The organism is Pseudomonas flexibilis (genome assembly GCF_000802425.1).
GTDB classification, from domain to species: Bacteria; Pseudomonadota; Gammaproteobacteria; order Pseudomonadales; family Pseudomonadaceae; genus Serpens; species Serpens flexibilis.
Genome location: NZ_JRUD01000010.1, coordinates 40,082 through 59,649 on the forward strand (window position 1 = coordinate 40,082; position 19,568 = coordinate 59,649).

18 protein-coding genes and 1 tRNA gene are annotated in these 19,568 nt (G+C 67.1%); 7 read left to right on the forward strand and 12 right to left on the reverse strand.

Annotation, left to right across the window (positions count from 1 at the left end):
• Positions 1 to 33 precede the first annotated feature (33 nt).
• From SF06_RS08005 to mmsB, 3 genes are read left to right on the forward strand one after another with little or no spacing between them, the layout of a single operon-like run.
• The gene (locus SF06_RS08005) at positions 34 to 852 is read left to right on the forward strand and encodes an enoyl-CoA hydratase (RefSeq protein ID WP_027589460.1); all 819 of its coding nucleotides are present in this window, start codon (positions 34 to 36) and stop codon (positions 850 to 852) included.
• Positions 849 to 1,952, forward strand: a complete 1,104-nt coding sequence (dspII, locus tag SF06_RS08010) for an enoyl-CoA hydratase/isomerase DspII (RefSeq protein ID WP_027589459.1) — start codon at positions 849 to 851, stop codon at positions 1,950 to 1,952. The genes SF06_RS08005 and dspII overlap by 4 nt, the downstream gene beginning before the upstream one ends.
• A gap of 39 nt (positions 1,953 to 1,991) precedes the next feature.
• Complete coding sequence (mmsB, locus tag SF06_RS08015; RefSeq protein WP_039560708.1) at positions 1,992 to 2,882, forward strand: 3-hydroxyisobutyrate dehydrogenase; 891 nt, start codon at positions 1,992 to 1,994, stop codon at positions 2,880 to 2,882.
• Positions 2,883 to 2,945: 63 nt separating this feature from the next.
• Here mmsB and SF06_RS08020 read toward each other — a convergent pair whose 3' ends face one another.
• Genes SF06_RS08020 through SF06_RS08030 form a run of 3 tightly spaced genes read right to left on the reverse strand, consistent with a single transcriptional unit; the run spans position 2,946 to position 7,771 of the window.
• Entirely contained in the window at positions 2,946 to 4,259 is a 1,314-nt protein-coding gene (locus SF06_RS08020; protein ID WP_027590787.1) for an HlyD family type I secretion periplasmic adaptor subunit, read from the reverse strand.
• Complete coding sequence (locus SF06_RS08025; RefSeq protein WP_052199757.1) at positions 4,249 to 6,399, reverse strand: type I secretion system permease/ATPase; 2,151 nt, start codon at positions 6,397 to 6,399, stop codon at positions 4,249 to 4,251. The genes SF06_RS08020 and SF06_RS08025 overlap by 11 nt, the downstream gene beginning before the upstream one ends.
• Before the next feature lie 13 nt (positions 6,400 to 6,412).
• Positions 6,413 to 7,771 carry a TolC family outer membrane protein gene (locus SF06_RS08030; protein WP_039560710.1) on the reverse strand — a complete coding sequence of 453 codons (1,359 nt, stop codon included), beginning with the start codon at positions 7,769 to 7,771 and terminating at the stop codon, positions 6,413 to 6,415.
• A gap of 256 nt (positions 7,772 to 8,027) precedes the next feature.
• On the opposite strand from SF06_RS08030, the gene SF06_RS08035 reads away from it, so the two are divergent.
• Entirely contained in the window at positions 8,028 to 10,694 is a 2,667-nt protein-coding gene (locus tag SF06_RS08035) for a retention module-containing protein (protein WP_039560712.1), read from the forward strand.
• Here SF06_RS08035 and SF06_RS08040 read toward each other — a convergent pair.
• From SF06_RS08040 to SF06_RS08050, 3 genes are read right to left on the reverse strand one after another with little or no spacing between them, the layout of a single operon-like run.
• Entirely contained in the window at positions 10,685 to 12,658 is a 1,974-nt protein-coding gene (locus SF06_RS08040) for a bifunctional diguanylate cyclase/phosphodiesterase (protein ID WP_039560713.1), read from the reverse strand. The two genes, SF06_RS08035 and SF06_RS08040, sit on opposite strands and share 10 nt — an antisense overlap.
• Before the next feature lie 50 nt (positions 12,659 to 12,708).
• On the reverse strand, positions 12,709 to 13,326 hold the full coding sequence (locus SF06_RS08045; RefSeq protein ID WP_052199758.1) for a transglutaminase-like cysteine peptidase: 618 nt from the start codon (positions 13,324 to 13,326) through the stop codon (positions 12,709 to 12,711).
• A gap of 35 nt (positions 13,327 to 13,361) precedes the next feature.
• Complete coding sequence (locus SF06_RS08050; RefSeq protein WP_027590782.1) at positions 13,362 to 13,613, reverse strand: hypothetical protein; 252 nt, start codon at positions 13,611 to 13,613, stop codon at positions 13,362 to 13,364.
• 121 nt (positions 13,614 to 13,734) lie between these two features.
• Here SF06_RS08050 and SF06_RS08055 point away from each other — a divergent pair.
• Positions 13,735 to 13,809, forward strand: a tRNA-Gly gene (locus tag SF06_RS08055).
• Positions 13,810 to 13,860: 51 nt separating this feature from the next.
• On the opposite strand, the gene SF06_RS08060 is transcribed toward SF06_RS08055, so the two are convergent.
• The 3 genes from SF06_RS08060 to SF06_RS08070 all read right to left on the reverse strand — a co-directional run bounded on the left by SF06_RS08060 (position 13,861) and on the right by SF06_RS08070 (position 15,085).
• Complete coding sequence (locus tag SF06_RS08060; RefSeq protein ID WP_039560719.1) at positions 13,861 to 14,418, reverse strand: DUF2780 domain-containing protein; 558 nt, start codon at positions 14,416 to 14,418, stop codon at positions 13,861 to 13,863.
• A gap of 80 nt (positions 14,419 to 14,498) precedes the next feature.
• Complete coding sequence (locus SF06_RS08065; RefSeq protein WP_027590780.1) at positions 14,499 to 14,804, reverse strand: cell division protein ZapA; 306 nt, start codon at positions 14,802 to 14,804, stop codon at positions 14,499 to 14,501.
• Entirely contained in the window at positions 14,801 to 15,085 is a 285-nt protein-coding gene (locus SF06_RS08070; protein WP_234702686.1) for a hypothetical protein, read from the reverse strand. The genes SF06_RS08065 and SF06_RS08070 overlap by 4 nt, the downstream gene beginning before the upstream one ends.
• A 66-nt stretch (positions 15,086 to 15,151) precedes the next feature.
• Between SF06_RS08070 and SF06_RS08075 the strand changes: the two genes are divergently transcribed.
• The gene (locus SF06_RS08075; protein WP_437123604.1) at positions 15,152 to 15,514 is read left to right on the forward strand and encodes a hypothetical protein; all 363 of its coding nucleotides are present in this window, start codon (positions 15,152 to 15,154) and stop codon (positions 15,512 to 15,514) included.
• A 161-nt stretch (positions 15,515 to 15,675) separates the two neighbouring features.
• Positions 15,676 to 15,900 carry a hypothetical protein gene (locus SF06_RS08080; RefSeq protein WP_027590778.1) on the forward strand — a complete coding sequence of 75 codons (225 nt, stop codon included), beginning with the start codon at positions 15,676 to 15,678 and terminating at the stop codon, positions 15,898 to 15,900.
• A gap of 1 nt (position 15,901) precedes the next feature.
• On the opposite strand, the gene SF06_RS08085 is transcribed toward SF06_RS08080, so the two are convergent.
• The 3 genes from SF06_RS08085 to SF06_RS08095 form a co-directional block, all read right to left on the reverse strand.
• Entirely contained in the window at positions 15,902 to 17,365 is a 1,464-nt protein-coding gene (locus SF06_RS08085) for a helicase HerA-like domain-containing protein (protein ID WP_039560724.1), read from the reverse strand.
• A gap of 133 nt (positions 17,366 to 17,498) precedes the next feature.
• Positions 17,499 to 19,139 carry a chaperonin GroEL gene (gene groL / locus SF06_RS08090; protein WP_027590776.1) on the reverse strand — a complete coding sequence of 547 codons (1,641 nt, stop codon included), beginning with the start codon at positions 19,137 to 19,139 and terminating at the stop codon, positions 17,499 to 17,501.
• Positions 19,140 to 19,184: 45 nt separating this feature from the next.
• On the reverse strand, positions 19,185 to 19,478 hold the full coding sequence (locus tag SF06_RS08095; protein ID WP_039560726.1) for a co-chaperone GroES: 294 nt from the start codon (positions 19,476 to 19,478) through the stop codon (positions 19,185 to 19,187).
• Between the last annotated feature and the right edge of the window lie 90 nt (positions 19,479 to 19,568).

A 19,568-nucleotide genomic window follows, 5' to 3' on the forward strand; every position in this document is an offset into this window, starting at 1 on the left:
CCCGCCGTAGACCGGCCCGAACGGAGGACCTGCATGACCCACGCCGTCGAACCCTACCAGTCCATCCCCCTGGAGCTGACCCACAAGCTCACCGTGGAAAAGATCGGCCACACCGCGCTGATCACCATCAGCCACCCGCCCGCCAACACTTGGGACCGCGACTCGCTGATCGGCCTCAAGCTGCTGATCGAGCACCTGAACCGCGACGATGACATCTATGCGCTGGTGATCACCGGCCAGGGCGAGCGCTTCTTCAGCGCCGGCGCCGACCTCAAGCTGTTCGCCGACGGCGACAAGGCCCGCGCGCGGGACATGGCCCGGCTGTTCGGCGAGGCCTTCGAGGCGCTGCGCGATTTCCGCGGCGTGTCCATCGCCGCCATCAACGGCTACGCCATGGGCGGCGGCCTGGAGTGCGCGCTGGCCTGCGACATCCGCATCGCCGAGCGCCAGGCGCAGCTGGCCCTGCCGGAAGCCACGGTGGGCCTGCTGCCCTGCGCCGGGGGCACCCAGGCGCTGCCCTGGCTGGTCGGCGAAGGCTGGGCCAAGCGCATGATCCTGTGCGGCGAACGCATCGACGCGCAGACCGCGCTGCGCATCGGCCTGATCGAGGAACTGGTGGACAGTGGCGAGGCACGCGGCACCGCGCTGATGCTGGCCGCACGGGTGGCGCGCCAGAGCCCGGTGGCGGTGCGCACCATCAAGCCGCTGATCCAGGGCGCCCGCGAGCGAGCGCCGAACAGCTGGCTGAGTGCCGAGCGCGAACGCTTCGTCGACCTGTTCGACGCCGACGACACCCGCGAAGGCGTCAACGCCTTCCTGGAAAAGCGCGACCCGCGCTGGCGCAACACATGAACGTGCAATTCGCCGAGCACTCCGGCCTGCACGGCCAGCGTATCGGCGTGGCGACCCTCGCCGCGGAGCAGAGCCTCAACGCGCTCAGCCTGCCGATGATCGAAGCCCTGCACGCGCGCCTGGGCGCCTGGGCCGACGACCCGGAGATCGCCTGCGTGGTGCTGCGCGGCGCGGGCGAAAAGGCCTTCTGCGCTGGCGGCGACGTGCGCCAGCTGGTGGAGGCCTGTCGCCAGCATCCGGGAGAGGTACCGCCGTTGGCGGCGCGCTTCTTCGCCGACGAATACCGCCTCGACTATCGGCTGCACACCTACCCCAAGCCGTTGCTGTGCTGGGGCCACGGCTACGTGATGGGTGGCGGCATGGGCCTGCTGCAAGGCGCGGCGGTGCGCGTCGTCACACCCGGCTCGCGGCTGTCGATGCCGGAAATTTCCATCGGCCTGTACCCGGACGTCGGCGCCGGCTGGTTCCTGCCCCGGCTGCCGGGGCGCTTCGGACTGTTCCTGGCGCTCAGCGGCGCCCAGCTCAACGCCCATGACGCGCTGCAACTGGGCCTGGCCGACCGTGTGCTCCTGGACAGTCAGCAGGATGCCCTGCTGGCCGGCCTGATGCAGCTGAACTGGCAACGCCAGCCGGAGCGCCAGTTACTCAGCCTGCTCAAGGCACTGGAGCTGGAGGCTATTCCCCGGCTGCCCGAACCCCAATGGCTACCGTTGCGCGCGCGCCTCGATGCACTGCTCGACGTCGCCGACCTGCCCGCCGCCTGGCAGGCGCTGAGCAGCCTGCGCGACGATGCCGATCCGTTGCTCAGCCGCGCCGGCCAGACCCTCAGCGGCGGCTGCCCGCTGACCGCACACCTGATCTGGGAGCAGCTGCACCGTGCCCGCCACCTGTCGCTGGCCGAGGTGTTCCGCCTGGAATACACGCTGAGCCTGAACTGCTGCCGCCACCCCGAATTTGCCGAAGGGGTGCGCGCCCGCCTGATCGACCGCGACAACCATCCGCAGTGGCACTGGCCGGAGGTGGACCAGGTGCCAGCCAGCGTGGTCGCGGCGCATTTCCAGCCGACATGGGAGGGCGCGCATCCGTTGGCCGATCTATAGGTGCCGAAACCTCAACAGCCCCCGTACGGAGGAGCCGCCATGGCCCGTATCGCCTTTATCGGACTCGGCAACATGGGCCTGCCCATGGCCCGCAACCTGCTCAAGGTCGGTCACACCCTGAGCGGATTCGACCTGGTACAGGCAACGGTGGCTCAACTGGCCAGCGAAGGCGCGCGGGCAGCTACCTCGGCCCGCGATGCCGCCAGCAGTGTGGATGCGGTGATCAGCATGCTGCCAGCCGGGCGCCAGGTGGAGGAGCTGTACCTGGGCGAAGAAGGCCTGCTGGCCGCGCTGCCCGCCGACTGCCTGGTGCTGGAATGTTCGACCATTGCCCCGTCGGCGGCCCGCCGCGTTCACCGGGCCGCCGCCGCCCACGGCGTGGCCATGCTCGACGCACCAGTGTCCGGCGGCACCGCCGGGGCTGCTGCCGGCAGCCTGACCTTCATGATCGGCGGGGCCGCGCAGACCCTGGAAAGGGCTCGGCCGCTGTTCCTAGCCATGGGCCACCACCTGTTTCACGCCGGCGCTGACGGTGCCGGGCAACTGGCCAAGCTGTGCAACAACCTGCTGCTCGCAGTGCAGATGATCGGCACCGCCGAAGCCATGGCGCTGGGCACCCGCTGCGGCCTGGACGCGAGCGTGCTGGCGGAGATCATGCGCCAGAGCTCGGGCGGCAACTGGGTGCTGGAACGCTACAACCCCTGGCCCGGCGTTCACGCCAACAGCCCCGCCTCGCACGGCTACCAGCCGGGCTTCATGGCCGGCCTGATGGCCAAGGACCTGGGCCTCGCCCAGGAAACCGCCCTGCAGGCCGGTTCCGCGATTCCCATGGGCAGCCTGGCGCTGAACCTCTACCGCCTGCTGTTGCAGCAGGGCCTGGGCGGGCAGGATTTCTCGGCGGTGCAGAAGCTGTTCATCGATCAGGCATGAGTCCGGCGGAGGGCGGGTCCAGGCGCGGCGGTGACCGAGAACGACCTGCCCCGGGAATGCTCATCAACGCTCGCGAAACGCCTCGCTGCGCGCACGGATGATCGGCTTGAGCAGGTAGCTGAGAATGCTCTTGCGCCCGGTGACGATATCCACCGAGGCGATCATGCCCGGGATGATCAGCAGAGGTTCCTCCTCGCTGCCCAGGTGGCTGCGTTCGGTACGCAGCTGCACCAGGTAGAAGCTGTTGCCCTCCTCGTCGCTGACGGTGTCCGCGCCAATCTGCACCAGGTGCGCCGGCAGTCCGCCGTACAGGGTGTAGTCGTAGGCGGTAAAGCGCACCATCGCCGCCTGGCCGGGATGCAGGAAGGCGATGTCCTGCGGGCGGATGCGCGCCTCGATCAACAGGTGGTCGTCCAGCGGCACGATTTCCACCAGGTCGCTACCCGGCTGGATGACGCCGCCGATGGTGTTGACCTGCAGGCGCTTGACGATGCCGCGTACCGGCGAGGTGACCAGCGTGCGCCGCAAGCGGTCTTCCAGCCCCCGGCCGGTGGCGGCGAGCTTGTTGAGTTCGGCGCGTGCCTCGTTGAGGCGGCCCAGCGCCTCGTTGCGAAAGCGTGCCCGGGTCTCGTCGACCTTGCGCTCCACCTCGCGGATCGCCGCCTCGGCGCGCGGGATGGCCAGACGGGTGGCCTCCAGCTGTCCACGAGTCTCCAGTTCGGCCCGGCGTAGCCGCAGGACTTCCACCTGCGAAATCGCCCCCTCGGCTACCAGGGGCTCGGACATGCGGATCTCCTCGGCCTGCAGCGCCAGGCTGGCGCTGTATTGCCCGCGGCGGGCCATGTAGTCGCGCAGTTCCTGCTGGCGCTGCTCCAGCTGGGCTTCCAGACCCGCGATCTCCTCGCGCAGTTGGCGCCGGCGCCCGGCGTGCAACGCCAGCTCGCTGCGCGCCAGGATCGGCACCGCCTGTTCGAGTGCGGCGGGAAACACCGGCTCACGGTCCTGCACTTCCGCCTCCAGACGCTCGATGCGCAGCAGCAGGGCATGCCGGTCCGCCTCGGTCTCGCCCATGCTGGAGGCAAAACGGGTGTCGTCGAGCCGCACCAGGGGCGCCCCCGCCTCCACCAGTTGCCCTTCCCGCACAAACAGCTCGGCGACGATGCCACCCTCCAGGTTCTGGATCTTCTGCAGGCGCGACGAGGGAATTGCCTTGCCATCGGCGCGCGTGACCTCATCCACCACCGCGAAGTGCGCCCAGAGCCCGGCAAACACAAAGAAGCCCAGCAGGGACCAGAGGGTCAGCCGCGCCATGCGAGGCAGATCCTCGTCCTGCGCCTGGCGCACGTCGGGCATCAGCCCGTAGGCATCAGCCGCCATACAGGCGTCCCTCGCGCAACGCGGCGAGCACCGCCTCGCGCGGCCCATCGGCCAGCAGACGGCCGCGTTCCAGCACCAGCACCCGGTCCACCAGGGCCAGCAGCGAGGTCCGGTGGGTGACCAGCAGCAGCGTCTTGCCCACCAAAGCCGGGCGCAGGCGCTGGATCAGGCGCTCCTCGCCGCCGGCATCCATGGCACTGGTCGGCTCGTCGAGCACTAGTAGCGCCGGGTCCAGCAGCAGGGCCCGCGCCAGCGCCACCTGCTGGCGCTGGCCGCCGGACAGCTGCTGTCCGCGCTCGCCCACCGGCATCCCGTAGCCCTGCGGGTGCAACTGGGCGAAGGCCTGTACACCGGCCAGCTCGGCCACCTGCAGGATGCGCTCGTCGCTGACCTGGCGGGCGCCGGCCACCAGGTTGTCGCGCAGCGTGCCGCTGAACAGCTGGATATCCTGGGGCACATAGCCGATCTGCCGGCGCACCTCGGCGATGTCCAACTGGCGGATGTCCAGGCCGTCGAGCAGCAAACCGCCACTTTCGGCCTCATACAGGCCAACCAGCAGGCGGGCCAGCGAACTCTTTCCCGATCCACTGCGCCCGAGAACCGCGACGCGCTCACCAGGGGCGATGCGCAGGTTGAGATCGCGCAGCGCCGCTTCCGGCTGACCCGGATAGCGAAAACTCAGCTGTCGACACTCGATCTCGCCCTTGAGCCGGTGCGGCTCCAGCGCACGCTCGCCGCCCGGGCGCTCCTGGGGCAGCGCCATCATCTGGTCGACGTTGCGTTTGGTCAGCCGCGCCTGCTGGTAGCGGGTCAGCAATCCGGACAACTGCCCAAGCGGCGCCAGCGCACGGCCATTGAGCATGTAGCAGGCGATCAGGCTGCCCATGCTCAAGCTACCGCCGATGATCAGGTGTACGCCCCAGACAATCAGCACCACGCCGCTCAACTGCTGCACCGCCTGCCCCAGGTGCAGCACCAGGCTGGAGAGCTGGCGGGTGCGCAATTCCAGACGCCCCAGGGTGCCGATGGTCTGTTCCCAATGATGCTGACGCTCGCCCTGAGCGTTGTTGACCTTCAGGGCATCCAGCCCGCCAAGGGTCTCGATCAGCGTCGACTGGCGCTCGGCGGCCAGTGCCATGCTGCGCTCGAGGCTCTTCCTGAGTGGCGCCTGCAGCAGCCAGCCCAGACCCAGTGCCAGCGGGAAGGCCAGCAGCGGCACCCAGACCAGCGGACCGCCCAGCCAGGCGATGGCCAGCAGCACCAGCAGGCAGAACGGCAGGTCGATCAGGCTGGTGAGGGTCAGCGAGGAGAGAAAGTCGCGCAGGCCCTGAAAGTCATGGATGTTCTGCGCGAAACTGCCGACCCGCGCCGGACGCAGGCTCAACGGCATGCCGAGAATGCGTTCGAACAGGGTGGCCGAAACGATCAGATCGGTCTTCCTGCCCGCCAGGTCCAGACTCAGGCCGCGCAGACTCCTGAGCAGCAATTCGAAGCCATAGGCACCGACGATGCCGATGGCCAAGACCCAGAGCGTAGACAGCGCCTGGTTGGGCACCACCCGGTCGTAGACATTCATCACGAACAGGGGCGCGAACAGGCCGATCAGGTTGATCAGCAGGCTGGCGACCACGGCGTCGGCGTATAGCCAGCGCGAGTGCAGCAAGGTATCGCGGAACCAGGCATGGGTGCGCGGAATCAGTGATTCCGGGCGCAAGTCGAAGGCGTGCCGGGGCTGGGCAAAGAACACCCGGCCACTGTACCGGACCTCCAGTTCGGCACGATCGATACTGACCTCGCCCCCGGCGCTTTCGCTGGCCAGGATTCGCGCCCGGCACTCACCCAGCTCCAGCAGCACCGCAGTACCGCCATTGTCCAGCAACAGCAGCGCCGGCAGCGCCACGTCCGAGATGCCGCCCAGCGAGCGGTTCAGCCAGCGCCCCTGCAACCCTGCGCGGGCCGCCGCACGGGGTAGCAATTCGGCGGTCAACCGTTGCGCCGGCAACGGCAACCCGCTGAGCAGCTGGCCTCGACTGATCGCCCGGTCCCACAGCTGGCAAAGCAGCAGCAGGCCATCGAGCAGCGGATCGTCCGTTTCGTGCAGCGGCGCACCTACGCCCGCGTGCGCGACCTGTATGCCCACCGGCGCCGCGCCGTCAGTTCAGGCTGGGCAGCAGGTCGTCCCGCCGCGGTGTGGGCGAGCTGAGCGCCACAGCCTCCATGGGTGGCACCACCCCGAGGCTCTGCAGCAGCTCACCTTCGGCCGCCTTGATGCGGTAATGGCTGTACAGCTCCGTATAGGTGAGGTCCACCAATCGACGCTGGGCGGCGAACAGTTCGTTCTCGTTGTCGAGCAGATCGAGCAGCGTGCGGTCACCGAGGCTGAACTGCTTCTGGTAGGCCTCCTTGACCCGCTCGCTGTACTGCACGTAATCAAAGGCCACGGCCTTCTGCTCGCGGGCATTGCGCAGGGCGTTCCAGGCCAGGCCCAGGTCCTCGCTCAACAGACGCAGGGTGTTGATGCGCACGTCCCAGGCCTGGGCGACCTGGTAGGAGCGCGCCTCCAGCTGAGCCCGGTCACTGCCACCGGCCAGCAGGTTGTAGCGCATGCGCAACATGGCCTGCCATTCGTTCACGTGACCCCGCTGGCCATCCAGGTTGTTGTCGGCGCTGTGCGACAGCTCGACGTCCATGCGTGGATAGAAGCCGGCGCGGGCCGCCTCGTACTGGCTTTCCGCGGCGCGGATGTCCGCATCGGCCGCGCGTAGCAGCGGGTTGTTGTCGATCATGCGCAGACGCGCCTGCTCCAGGCTGGCCGGCAGATGGCCGGGCAGCCCCGGCGGCAGGGACAGGTCTTCCGGATGACGGCCGACCCGACTGAAAAAATTCACCTGCGCATCGGCCAGGTTGGTGCGCTCGGTGGTCAGGTTGTTGCGTGCCTGGGCCAGGCGCGCGTCGGCCTGGTCGCGGTCGGAGGCACTGCCCACGCCCCGCTCGCTGCGCAGGCGGATCTGGTCGTAGACGCGCTGGTGGGCGCGCAGGTTGTCATTGGCGATGCGCACCAGTTCTTCGCGGCGCAGCACGTCCAGATAGGCCTCGACCACTTCCAGCGCGGTGCGCTCGGCGGTCGCCTGCAGGGCATGCGCCTGCGAGTCGACCCCGGCCTTGCGGCGCTGCACCTCGTTGGCGGTCGCGAAGCCATCGAACAGCAACTGCTGGATGCGCAGGCTGGATTCGCTACGGGTCAGGCTGGTCCAGTGGTCGTCATCGCCCCGCCGGGTGGCGGGTTCGTCGGTTCCCTCGCGGCCATAGCCCGCGAACAGGTCGACCCTTGGCCAGTAACCGCCGCGGGCGGCCTTGAGCTCGTAGTCGGCGGCCAGGCGGCCGTTCACCCCGGCGCGTACTTCCGGATGGACCTCCAGAGCCTGCTGCACCGCCTGCGGCAGGCTCTGCGCCTGGGCTGGCACGGCAAGCCCCAGGGCACAGGGGAGGACGACGAGAAGAGACTTGCGCATGGTGGGACATCCTTGTTCACGAGTAGGCCTTGCATGCCGTGCGGCGGCGATCCGTTCGCCTGACGCGCTGCCAGCGCCCAAGCGGGCCACAGGCAGAGCGCTGCACAGATGCACAAAGGCATAGACAAGGGTCCGGCGGAATGTCAAGGAAGCGGCACACAACCTACCGGTCTCGACTATAAGTGAGGAGCGGCAGTTCACGCCCAGGCCTGTAGCGCTACCGACAGGTCCGTCACCGAATCAAGGAGAGATTCCCATGGCCCCCACCTACGCCATCGTCCATACCGTGATCGGTCAGGTTTACGCGCGCTCGCCCGACGGCTTGCGCCGCCTGCTCGGCAAGGGCGCCCGGGTCTACGAAGGGGAGCAGATCATCAGCCTGTCCAGCGAGGACATGATCACCCTGGCCCTGACGGATGGCCGGATGCTCGACCTCGGCCGCGACAGCCAGTGGATCCAGCCGCGCGGCCCGCGCAACCCCGACCATGTCGGCGAGGCGGTGCAGCAGATGCGCGAGATCCACTACCCCATGCTGGCGGGCGTCGATCCGACCCTGATGTTCGAGCCACCCGCCGCCGGCCCTGCCACGCCGGACGAGCCCGGCAAGGCCGCCGGCGGGCGGCGCAGCTTTGTGATCCTCGATACCGTGGGCGGCGAAGTGGAGGTCAGTGGTGGCTTTGCCGTCGATGACCTGACCCTGGCGCGGCGGTTGGACGGCATCGAGGAGAGTCGTCAGCCCCGTGCCCCAGGCGCTGACGAGGGGCCAGGCGCGCCGGCCCCGACGCACCAGCAGGGTCTCGAGGACCGCGCGCTGCAGGGCAGCCTGTTCGAGGCCGGCTCCGCCCTGCGCCTGCTGGACTTCCGCATCGGCGACCAGATCCATGCCGCCGGCAGCCGCGTCGAGCTGCCCGGCCAGGGCAGTCTGGTGCTGCATGCCGATGGCCACTACACCTTCATCCCGGCGCCGGACTGGAATGGCAGCCTCCCGGAGATCCACTACCGGGCCGAAAGCGGCGGGCAGATCGTCGAATCGAGCCTGCGCATCGACATCCTGCCCGCCAACGACGCGCCGGCCTCGGCCGACGTGCAGGTCAGCCTGGATCTCGGCCAGGCCTACCGGTTCAGTCCGGAGGATTTCCCCTTCAACGACGCGCGAGACGCAGCCAATGGCCAGCAGCACGAGCCGCTGCAACTGATCATCGACAGCCTGCCCGCCTGCGGCAGCCTGCTGCTGAACGGCCAGCCGGTCAGCGCCGGCCAGGCCATCGATTTCGCCGACATCGCTGCCGGACGGCTGCACTACCTGCCCGGCGCCGACGGCCAGGCAAGCTTCGACTTCCGCGTCCGCGACAACGGCGGCCTGCCCGATGCCGACACCTCCGATACCCAGCGCTTCACCCTCACGCAAGGCACGCTGACGATCCCCGAGAACCCGAACTGCGACAACGAGGTACCCGGCGGCGCCGGCAACGACATCCTGCTCGGCGACAGCGGCGGCACCCAGACCACCCTGCAACCTGGCCAGAACTACAACATCGTCCTGCTCATCGACACTTCGGGCAGCATGGCTGCCCCCAGCGGCGACGCCGGCGCATCACGCATCGAGCTGGTCCGCGAAGCCCTGTTCAACCTGGCACCGCAGCTCACCGGACACGACGGGGTGATCAACCTCGCAGTGATCGGCTTCGCCTCCCATGTCACCCTGCAGCTCAGCCTCGCCGGACTGGACGACGCCAGCCTCGACCAGTGGCTGGCAGATCTGGCAAGCCTCGGGCCCGAACATTTCGACTACAGTGCCGGCACCAACTACCAGGCAGGGTTCGAGACTGCCACGGCCTGGTTCGCCCAGCAGCCAACACAGGGCCACGAGAACCTCACCTACCTGTTGACCGACGGCAACCCGACCCAGTACTACGACCCCTACACCGGCAACCTGGCGGGCGGCGGGCCCTCGGTCAGCGCGGAGACGCTGCAGCACACCATCGATGCCTTCGCGCCGCTGGCGGCCATCAGCACCGTGCATGCCATCGGCATGGGCCAGGGGGTCAGCGCTGGGCAACTCGCCTATTTCGACAACAGCCAAGCCACCGGCGAGCGCGGCATGTGGCTGGCCGATTCCGATGGTATTCCCCGCTGGGTCAGCGGCCCGGCGGGCGAAGCCACGATTATCGAGCGTGCCGAGGACCTGCAGGCGGCTCTGCAACCTGGTCGGCCTGTGAGTGAGCCGGTGGCGGTCGGCAACGATTGGATCAGTGGCGGTGCCGGCAACGACATCCTGTTCGGCGATGTCATCAACACCGACCGCCTGCCCTGGGGCGTCGACGGCAATCCACAGCGGCCGGACCACCTGCCGGATGGCTCCGGGCTGGCGGCCCTAGAGGCGTTCCTCGGCCTGCGCCAGGGCACGCCACCCACCGCCGCGCAGCTGTACGACTACATCAAGCAGCACCACGGCGAACTGCATCTGGCGGGGGATACGCGGGGCGGGCACGATCTGCTGGACGGCGGCGCGGGAAATGACGTGCTGTATGGCCAGGGTGGCAACGACATCCTGCGCGGCGGCGCCGGCAGCGATCAGCTGTTCGGTGGAACCGGCGCGGACCTGTTCGTCTGGCGCCAAGGTGATGCTGGCAGTGCCGGAGCGCCCGACCGGGACCGCATCCATGACTTCAACGCCCAGGAAGGGGATCGCCTGGACCTGCGCGACCTGCTGCAAGGTGAGCATGCCGGCAACCTCGACGACTACCTGAAGCTGTTCGCCGATGGCGGCGATGCCGTGTTGCTGGTCAGCTCGACCGGCCAGTTAAACGCCGGGGGCCAGGCTGATCTGCAGATTCGCCTGGAGGGCGTGGACGTGGCAGGCCGCAACCTGGACAGCCTGATCGCCGGCGCCGATCCGCTAATCCGGGTGGATCACGCCTGATCGGGCACCGGCACGCCGGTGGGCAACGCGTTCCAGGGTGCCGGTTCGCCGAACAACCGGCCCATGCCCCCCTGGAAGCCCAGCACGCGCAGCACCTGCAGCTCCTCCGGTGTTTCCACCCACTCGGCGATCAGCGGCAGGTCGATGCTGCGGGCGGTCTGCTGCAGCGCGGCGAGGAAGCGGCGTTTGTCTTCCTCGCGGTCGATATGCTGGATGTAGCCCCCATCCACCTTCAGCCAGGCCAGCCCGAGGCGCGAGAGGCTGCCCAGCACACCGAAACGTCCACCGAAATGCTGCAGGCTGAGGGCGAAGCCCAGGCGCCGCAGGCTGTGGGCCAGCGACTCCAGCTGCGCCGCCGGCAACGGCCGGTTGCCGGCCAGTTCGAGGGTGAGGCGCGAGCTCAGCGCAGTGTGCCTACGCAATAGCGCCAGCAGATCTGCCTGGGCCTGGGCCGACTCCAGACTGGCGGCTGACAGGCTCAGCGACAGCGGCAGGCGGTGACTGCCCATCTGCTCCAGCACCAGCGACAACATCACCCGGTCGAAGCGCGCCATCCAACCGAAGCGCTCCAGCCACGGCAGGAAACGCCCGGCCGGCAGGCAGCGGCCCTGGGCATCGGGCAGGCGCGCCACCACCTTGTAATGCAGCAGATTGTCCGGATCGCGGGCCTCCACCACTGGCTGGAAATGCAGCAGGAAACGCCGCTGTTCCAGCGCTTGCTCCAGACGTGCCTGCCACAGGTGTCGCTCCTCCAGGGTGTCGTCCAGATCGCTGCGCTGCAACCGATGCCACTGGGTACTGGCCAATCCGTCGATGGCTGCCAGCGCCTCGTCGGCCAGGCGCATCAGGGCCTGCATGTCATCTCCGGCGCCGAATGGCACGAGGCCCAGGTACGCCAGCGGCCCTTCGCGTGTCGTGGCACGCAGGTCGTCCAGATCGGACTGTAGGCGCTCGGCCAGCGTCTCGGCCTCATCGGCCAGCAGCCCCGGCAGCAACAGGGCGAACTCGCCACCGCGTATCCGCGCCAGCAACGCCGGCTGGAGCAGCTCGGCGCAGCGTTCGCGCAGCAGGCTGGCCAGATGACAGATCAGACGGTCCACCGGCTCGCCACCAAGGCGCTGGTTGAGTCCGGCCAGGTCGCGGATGCGCAGCACGGCGAGAAAGCCATGGCGTACCGCCTCTTCGTCGGCCAGCCGGGCCCTCAGGCGCATCTCGAAACTGCGGCGGTTGGCCAGACCGGTGAGCGGGTCTACATAGGCCTCGTCACGCAACGCCTCGACGTTACGGGCGTGCTCTTCGAACTGCCCACGCAGCCGCGCGACCATATGGTTCATGGCGCTGACCACACGGCGCAGCTCAGGGCTGGCCGGCAGCTTCGGCTGGCTGACGAATTCGCGACGCTCGAGCGCTTCGGCCTGGTCGACCAGGGCGTCCAGCGGGCGCAACTGATAGCGCAGCAGCCAGCCGCCAAGCAATGCGCTGATCACGCCGCACAGCGCCAGCCAGAACAGGCTACCCAGCGCCGCATGCCAGAGCGTGGCCAGCGCGAAGCGCGGTGTGCTGGCGACCTGCACCCGCGCCGCCTGTTGCCAGCCCCGGCTGACCAGCGCCTCGGCCTGGACTACCGGCAGATCGATCAGACGTGCGAACCAGGCAGGGACCAATGCCTGCTCGCCAATCGCCTCCCGCGTCGCCAGCACCTGCTCACCGACGGGATCGACCACGCGGATGTGCTCGAAGTAGCCGCTGTCGAAAATGGCGCTGACCAGCAGCTCGGTCATTTGCGGGTCGTCCACATGGTTGCCCAGCGACAGGCCAAGCGCCGTCGCAGCATTCTGGGCATGGGAACGCAGCTGGGCCACCTGCTGCTCGCGCGAACTTTCCAGGCTGATCAGTAAATTGCCCGTATAGGCCACGATCAGGAACAGGCCGATGGCCAGCAGTCGTTGCTTGAAGAGTGACATCCCTTTCTCCTGGACCAATTCCGTTGTGCGCCCAGCGCGGCATGCGAGCCCTAGCGCTGAACCAGGGACGGGAACCCCTCGCGCCGCATTCGGTGCAGCACCTCCTGCCAGCGCGACAAACCCTGGCTATCGCCCGCCAGGCGATCCGCATACCACAGCCCTTCGCCGTTGAAGGCGTAGACGGGTTGCAGGTCGCTCCGCTGGCTGGCGGGCAGGACAGCGGTGATCCGGTTGTCCAGCACCCAGGGGTCTGCGTCGGGTTCAGCGTAGTAGGCCAACACCATGTGTGCCTGCCCGGAGGCTTTCACGTAGGTCAGGCGCAGGCGCTCCATGGGTACGCCGAGCTGGCGCAGGCTGACGTACTTGGCCAGGGCGTAGTCCTCGCAATCGGCCGCGCCCTGGTACAGCGACTCGACCGGCGTGGCCCAGTAATCGATGCGCTGCCAGATACGACGGTCGTCATCGAAACGCAGGGTGTCATTGAAGAAGCCGTTGACGGCGTGTAGCTGTTCCTCGACGTCACGGTCACGCTGTTCAGCCAGCAGCCGCCACCAGGCTTCCAGGCGCTGACTGCCCTCGGCTTGCGGGCCGTACAGGACTTCGGCGCGCCGGCCGATCTCGGCCACGTCCCAGCCCCAGGCGGGCAGCCAGACGCAGCACAATGCCAATAGCCCGCACCGACCGGCGCGCTTGCCAGTCCCGCTCACTCCAGGGGCTCGCGCCGCCAGCGGTAGTGGCTCACCTGTCCGCGCCCTTCGTAACGGCGGGCCTGGACCAGACGGTATTCACCGGCCGGCGCGTCGCGAAAGTCCGGCTGCAGCGGCCGGAAATGCTGGAACTGAGCCTTGGCGCCATAGCGGTTGAGCGCCTGCTCCGCAGTCGCTGAGGAGGGCTGGCCGGCACAGGCGGACAGCACAAGAGTGGAGCCCAGCAGGGCCATGATCGGCAGGCGCATGACAGATCCCTCGCGGTGGTGGTGAGATCACTGTGTGGACTCGTCCGATCAGCGAATGGTTGCAAACCGGGCACCGGCGGGCTTCTTTTTTGCCGGGCCTTCTGGTAAAAAGGCCGCCTTTGCGGGCGTCGTATAATGGCCATTACCTGAGCTTCCCAAGCTCATGACGTGGGTTCGATTCCCATCGCCCGCTCCAGCTTCAATGAAAAAACCGGCCCAGTGGCCGGTTTTTTTGTTTTCGCACGCTTCAGCGCTGAACGCCCCAGACACTGGCCAGGCTCTGCAGGAGCGGCGTACTGACCCCCTCACTGCCGAAATACTGCAGCAGCAGCTGGGAAAAGACCCCCACCATGCTGGTGTCCATGCCCAGCGCGGAGAACGCCTGGCTGACCCCTGCCGGGCTGCCGGTGTTGCCCAGCGCAGTGCTGAGCAACGACTGCTGATTGCTCTTGCCGCTCAGCATGCCCAGCGCGTTCAGCTGGCTGACCGCGTTACTGCCGGTGATCTGCTGCAGGCCCGGCACCTGCTGGGCAAGCTGGGCATACTGGTTGCCACCCAGCTGACTCTGCGCCAGACCGAGCAGCGCGGCAGTGCCGCCCAGTGCCTGCTGACCGGAAACCGGAGTGGCGGCGAACACATTGAGCAGTTCGGTGATGGTGGTCCGGGTGGCGGAGGTGCCTGCATTGGGTGTCGCGGTATTGATGGCCGAGGCCACCTGTACGGCGTCGTTCATGGTCACGCCGGAGTTGGCGCAGCCGGACAGCGCCACGACCATCGCCAGGCTCGCAAGAGCTGGGTGCTTCATCAAAGAATCCTCATGGGGAAGAAGGCTGGGCCCAGCCGATTATCGACCGATATCGCGCGACTGCCAGTTTCGCGCGCCGGTCAGCCGGCAGCCAGATCCAGTTGCAGCTGGATCCGGTCTCGGGTGGCCATGAGCCGCTGCTCCACCGATTCCAGCTGCTGCCGATGCTGTTCCTGCATTTCCAGATGAGCGGAGCAGACGCTTAGCGCCGCCAGCAGCAGCAACTCGTCCGAGCGCATGGCCGGGCGCTTCTGCTGAATGTCCGCAATATGTGCGCGCAACAACGCAGCCGATTCCTCGAGAAGCTTCTGCTTCCCGCTCGGAGCCTTGAGAGCATAGTCGCGGCCGAAGAAGCTCAGAACCGAGACTGCGTTATCGCTGTTCATGCGCTGGCGATGACACTACCAACGCCGGTGGCCTGACCGACACTGGTCAGCTTGCCGGCCCGCTGCAGCATGGTCTGCAGACGCGCAACCACGGCACCCTGCTTTTCTTCCATTTCCAGCACCTGCAGCTGCAGGGTGTCGTTTTCTTCCTTGATCTGCGCCAGGGCTTCGGTCAACTCGGTCTGACTGGCCAGCAACTGCTGGTTCTGCGCGAGCAGATCGCCAATGAGTTGCTCCATTTGCTCGAGGGTTTCTTCCAACATCATGACTTCCAGGGGCATATCAACGGAGCCGCTACGATAATGGAAATACGCAGCGGGTGGCCAGCGGCAAAGAGGGCTCGACAGATGTCTTCCGACAGCCACCCGCAACGCCTGTCGGAGATTCGCGCAGGCGTACACACGGAACTATCTTTTCAGCATCGAAATCGTTCCCGGGAATCCTGCACAATGCCAGCCGCTCCCTATATTGACGCAGAAGCCTTTCGTGAGTACCTGAACGCCGTCGGCCTTGAAATACCTTCGCAGACCAGCCCGGCGGAGGCCTGTGAACAGGCGGTACGGGGCCTTGATGCGCAGCGGGCGAGGGAGCTGCGCCACCTGGTGGAACAGCTGTTGGCCGGAAGCGCCACACTGCACCCGGAAGTGCGGCAGGCCATTTCCCACACCCTGCTGCCGGCACTCTGCAATGCTGCGGAACGCACGCATTGAAAACTGGCGCAACCATGGCTTTTTTATGCCGGCAACCTGCCAACAACAATTGCCAGCGATATACTTTCCAGCCGTTAACCGACTTCATGGCGAGGAAACTTTTCCGCCGGTTGTCACTGTGTCCGTCACCCCAATCAATGTTTATCGCAAACAGGTAACTCGTGACCAAAGAAGAGCTGCGTGCCGAACTCGAACGCCAGGCCAACCGATATAAGGATGTGTACGGCGGAGAAGTGATCACCTACGCCGCCCAGCCGGACCCGGGCCGCAAGCCCTGGCGAAAGAAATCCACCGTTTCCGACCAGGTTTTCCAGCGCGAACTGGAGCGCATGGAAAAGGACTTGCGCAAGGCCGCCGAGGAGCAGGCTGGCAAAACCAGCAACTGATTCAGCGTTTGCCACTGCCACGCAGCGAACCCAGCAGGCCGCGCACCAGTTGCCGACCCAGCTGGCTGGCCGTTTGCCGCACGGCACTTTGTACCGTGCGCTGCAGGAAGTCACCCAGCATATCGGTCACCGGCGACGCGGATGCGCTGCTCGCTTCCTTCACCCGGGCCGCATCGTCTGCCCGTTCCGCCAGCAGTTCGTAGGCCGACTCGCGATCCAGGGTTCGTTCGTAACGACCGGCCAACGCCGAGTCACTCAGCAGCCGGGCGCGTTCATTCTCGCCAAGCGGACCGATGCGCGATTGCGGCGGCGCGATCGCCACGCGCTGCACCGGTGCCGGCGTGCCCTTCTCGTCCAGCGTACCCACCAGCGCCTCGCCGATGCCCAGCTCGGTCAGTGTCGCCAGGGTGTCGATGTGCGGGTTGGGGCGAAAGCCCTGGGCCACCGCGCGCAGGGCCTTCTGCTCGCGCACCGTGTAGGCGCGCAGCGCGTGCTGGATACGCATGCCCAGCTGGCCAAGCACGGTATCCGGCAGATCACCGGGCGACTGGGTGACGAAATACACCCCGACGCCGCGCGAGCGGATCAGCCGCACCACCTGTTCCAGGCGCTCCTGCAAGGCACGGGGCGTGCCGTTGAACAGCAGGTGCGCCTCGTCGAAGAACAGCGCCAGCAGCGGTCGCTCGGCGTCGCCACGCTCGGGTAGTTGCTCGAACAGTTCGGCCAGCAGCCAGAGCAGGAAGGTCGCATAGACCCGCGGGGCGTCATGCACCAGTCCCCGGGCATCCAGCAGGTGAACCATGCCGCGTCCATCGGCGGTCGGGCGCAACAGGTCTTCCAGTCGCAGGGCCGGCTCGCCGAACAGCGCCTCGGCGCCCTGCTGCTCCAGGCTGGCCAAGCGGCGTAGCAGCGCCTGGGCGGAAGCCCGGGTGAACAGCGCCGCATCCTCACCCAGCGCCTGCGGATTGCCCTGGAGGTAGTTCAGCAGGGCCTTGAGATCCTTGAGATCGAGCAGCAGCAGGCCCTCCCGGTCGGCGACCCGATAGGCCGCGTACAGCGCGGCCTGCTGGCTGTCGGTCAGCTCCAGCAGGTTGCCGAGCAGCAACGGGCCGATTTCGCTCAAGGTGGTGCGCAGCGGATGACCGCTGCGACCCTGGATATCCCAGAGCGTTACCGGATAGGCCTTCGGCTGGTGCGCCAGCCAGGGCATGCTGGCAATGCGTTCGGCGACCTTGCCAGTCGGCTGGCCGGCCACACCCAGGCCGCACAGGTCGCCCTTGATGTCGGTGGCGAACACCGCCACGCCGGCATCGCTGAAGTTTTCCACCAAGCGCTGCAAGGTGACGGTCTTCCCGGTGCCGGTGGCGCCGGCGATCAGCCCATGGCGGTTGGTCAGGCGCAGCGGCTGGCCGACTGGCTGGCCGGTCGGGTCGCTGCCGAGCAGGAAGGAGAAGGTATCGGACATGGCGGGCGCTCGCGGCGATGCATTCGCTTCTGAACGTAGCCCACCGGCCCGGATTCCTCGCGGGCCTGCCACGCAAAAAAGAAAAGCCCCGCACAAGGCGGGGCTTTCAATACAGCGCTTGGGACCGGTCGGCTTACATCATGCCGCCCATGCCACCCATGCCGCCCATGTCGGGCATGGCCGGAGCCGGCTTGTCTTCCGGCAGGTCGGCGACCACGGCTTCGGTGGTGATCATCAGACCGGCGATGGAAGCGGCCGCCTGCAGCGCGCTGCGGGTGACCTTGGCCGGGTCCAGGATGCCCATTTCGATCATGTCGCCGTACTCGCCGGTCGCGGCGTTGTAGCCGAAGTTGCCGGAGCCCTGCTTGACCTTGTCCAGCACCACGGATGCTTCGTCACCGGCGTTGGTGACGATCTGGCGCAGCGGCGCTTCGATGGCGCGACGCAGGATGTTGATACCGGCGTCCTGCTCCTCGTTGACACCCTTGAGGCCAGCGATGGCGCTCAGGCAGCGCACCAGGGCCACACCGCCGCCGGGCACCACGCCTTCTTCGACGGCCGCACGGGTAGCGTGCAGGGCGTCTTCGACGCGAGCCTTCTTCTCCTTCATTTCGACTTCGGTGGCTGCGCCAACCTTGATCACCGCAACGCCGCCCGCCAGCTTGGCCAGACGCTCCTGCAGCTTTTCCTTGTCGTAGTCGGAGGTGGTTTCTTCGATCTGCTTGCGGATCTGCGCCACGCGAGCTTCGATGTCGGCCTGCGCGCCGGCACCGTCGATGATGGTGGTGTTTTCCTTGGACAGGACCACGCGCTTGGCGTTACCCAGGTGCTCCAGGGTGGCGCCTTCCAGGCTCAGGCCGACTTCTTCGCTGATCACGGTACCGCCGGTGAGGATGGCAATGTCCTGCAGCATGGCCTTGCGGCGATCGCCGAAGCCCGGCGCCTTCACGGCAGCAACCTTGACGATGCCGCGCATGTTGTTGACCACCAGGGTAGCCAGGGCTTCGCCTTCCACGTCTTCGGCAACGATCAGCAGCGGACGGCCGGACTTGGCCACGGCTTCCAGCACCGGCAGCAGTTCGCGGATGTTGGAGACCTTCTTGTCGACCAGCAGCAGCAGCGGGTTGTCCAGCTCGGCCACCATGGTGTCCGGCTTGTTGATGAAGTAGGGCGACAGGTAGCCACGGTCGAACTGCATGCCTTCGACCACGGACAGTTCGTTCTCCAGGCCCGAGCCTTCTTCAACGGTGATCACGCCTTCCTTGCCAACCTTGTCCATGGCTTCGGCAATGATGTTGCCGATGGAGTCGTCGGAGTTGGCGGAGATGGTGCCTACCTGGGCGATGGCCTTGCTGTCGGCGCAGGGCTTGGACAGGTTCTTCAGCTCGGCGACCACGGCAGCGGTGGCCTTGTCGATGCCGCGCTTGAGGTCCATCGGGTTCAGGCCGGCGGCCACGGACTTCAGGCCTTCGGTGACGATGGCCTGGGCCAGCACGGTGGCGGTGGTGGTGCCGTCACCGGCCTGGTCGTTGGCGCGGGAGGCCACGTCCTTCACCAACTGGGCGCCGATGTTCTCGATCTTGTCCTTGAGTTCGATTTCCTTGGCGACGGACACGCCGTCCTTGGTGATCAGCGGCGCGCCGAAGCTGCGCTCGAGCACCACGTTGCGGCCCTTCGGGCCGAGGGTGGCCTTGACCGCGTCGGCCAGGGTGTTGACACCGGTGAGCATCTTCTTGCGGGCGGAATCACCGAACTTTACGTCTTTGGCAGCCATGTTCTTTCCTCGAATTCGTTACAGGGATGAATGCGTAAGCGGGTATCAGCCTTCGATGACGGCGAGGATCTCGTTCTCGCTCATCACCAGCAGTTCTTCGCCGTCAACCTTGATGGCGTTGCTGCCGGAATAGGGGCCGAACACCACCTTGTCACCGACCTTAACGGCCAGCGGGCGAACGTCTCCATTGTCCAGAACGCGACCAGCGCCTACGGCAACGACTTCACCGCGGTTCGGCTTCTCGGCGGCCGAGCCCGGCAGCACGATGCCGCCAGCGGTTTTGCTTTCTTCTTCGCTGCGACGGATGACGACGCGGTCATGCAGGGGACGAAGTGCCATTGTCGATTTCTCCCAAGTAGTTGCTTGCAGCCGGTGAACCCACCGACCCGTTAGTGATTCCGGCGAGGCCGGAGCGGCGCGCCCCTGGCG